We start from the raw sequence: 488 nt of genomic DNA on the forward strand, positions 1-488 counted from the left end.
CCATGTTCGGCCACGTAGGACTTGATCGCCTCCACTTCGGCATCGGTGTCGGTGACAAAGTGGTTGATCGCCACAACCACCGGCACGCCGAAGGACTTGAGGTTCTCGATGTGACGCCCCAGGTTCGGGCAGCCCTTCTTGACCGCGTCCACGTTCTCGGCCCCAAGATCGGCCTTGGCGACACCGCCGTTCATCTTCATCGCCCGCACCGTGGCCACGCAGACCACGACCGAGGGCGCGATGCCGGCCTTGCGGCACTTGATGTTCATGAACTTTTCGGCCCCCAGATCGGCCCCGAAGCCCGCCTCGGTCACCACGTAATCCGCCAGCTTGAGCGCCGTTGTCGTCGCAATCACCGAGTTACAGCCATGCGCGATATTGGCGAACGGGCCACCATGCACGAAGGCCGGGTTGTTTTCCAGCGTCTGCACCAGGTTCGGCTGCATCGCGTCCTTGAGCAGAACCGTCATCGCGCCCTGCGCCTTGAT

Annotated in this window: 1 protein-coding gene; it reads right to left on the bottom strand. The window is 62.9% G+C overall.

The features are described 5' to 3' along the window. The coding region (locus MWU54_RS18635) for a formate--tetrahydrofolate ligase (RefSeq protein WP_247086761.1) at positions 1 to 488 on the bottom strand (488 nt) is incomplete at both ends.

This window comes from Marivita sp. S6314 (assembly GCF_023015985.1).
In the GTDB taxonomy this organism is placed as follows: domain Bacteria; phylum Pseudomonadota; class Alphaproteobacteria; order Rhodobacterales; family Rhodobacteraceae; genus Marivita.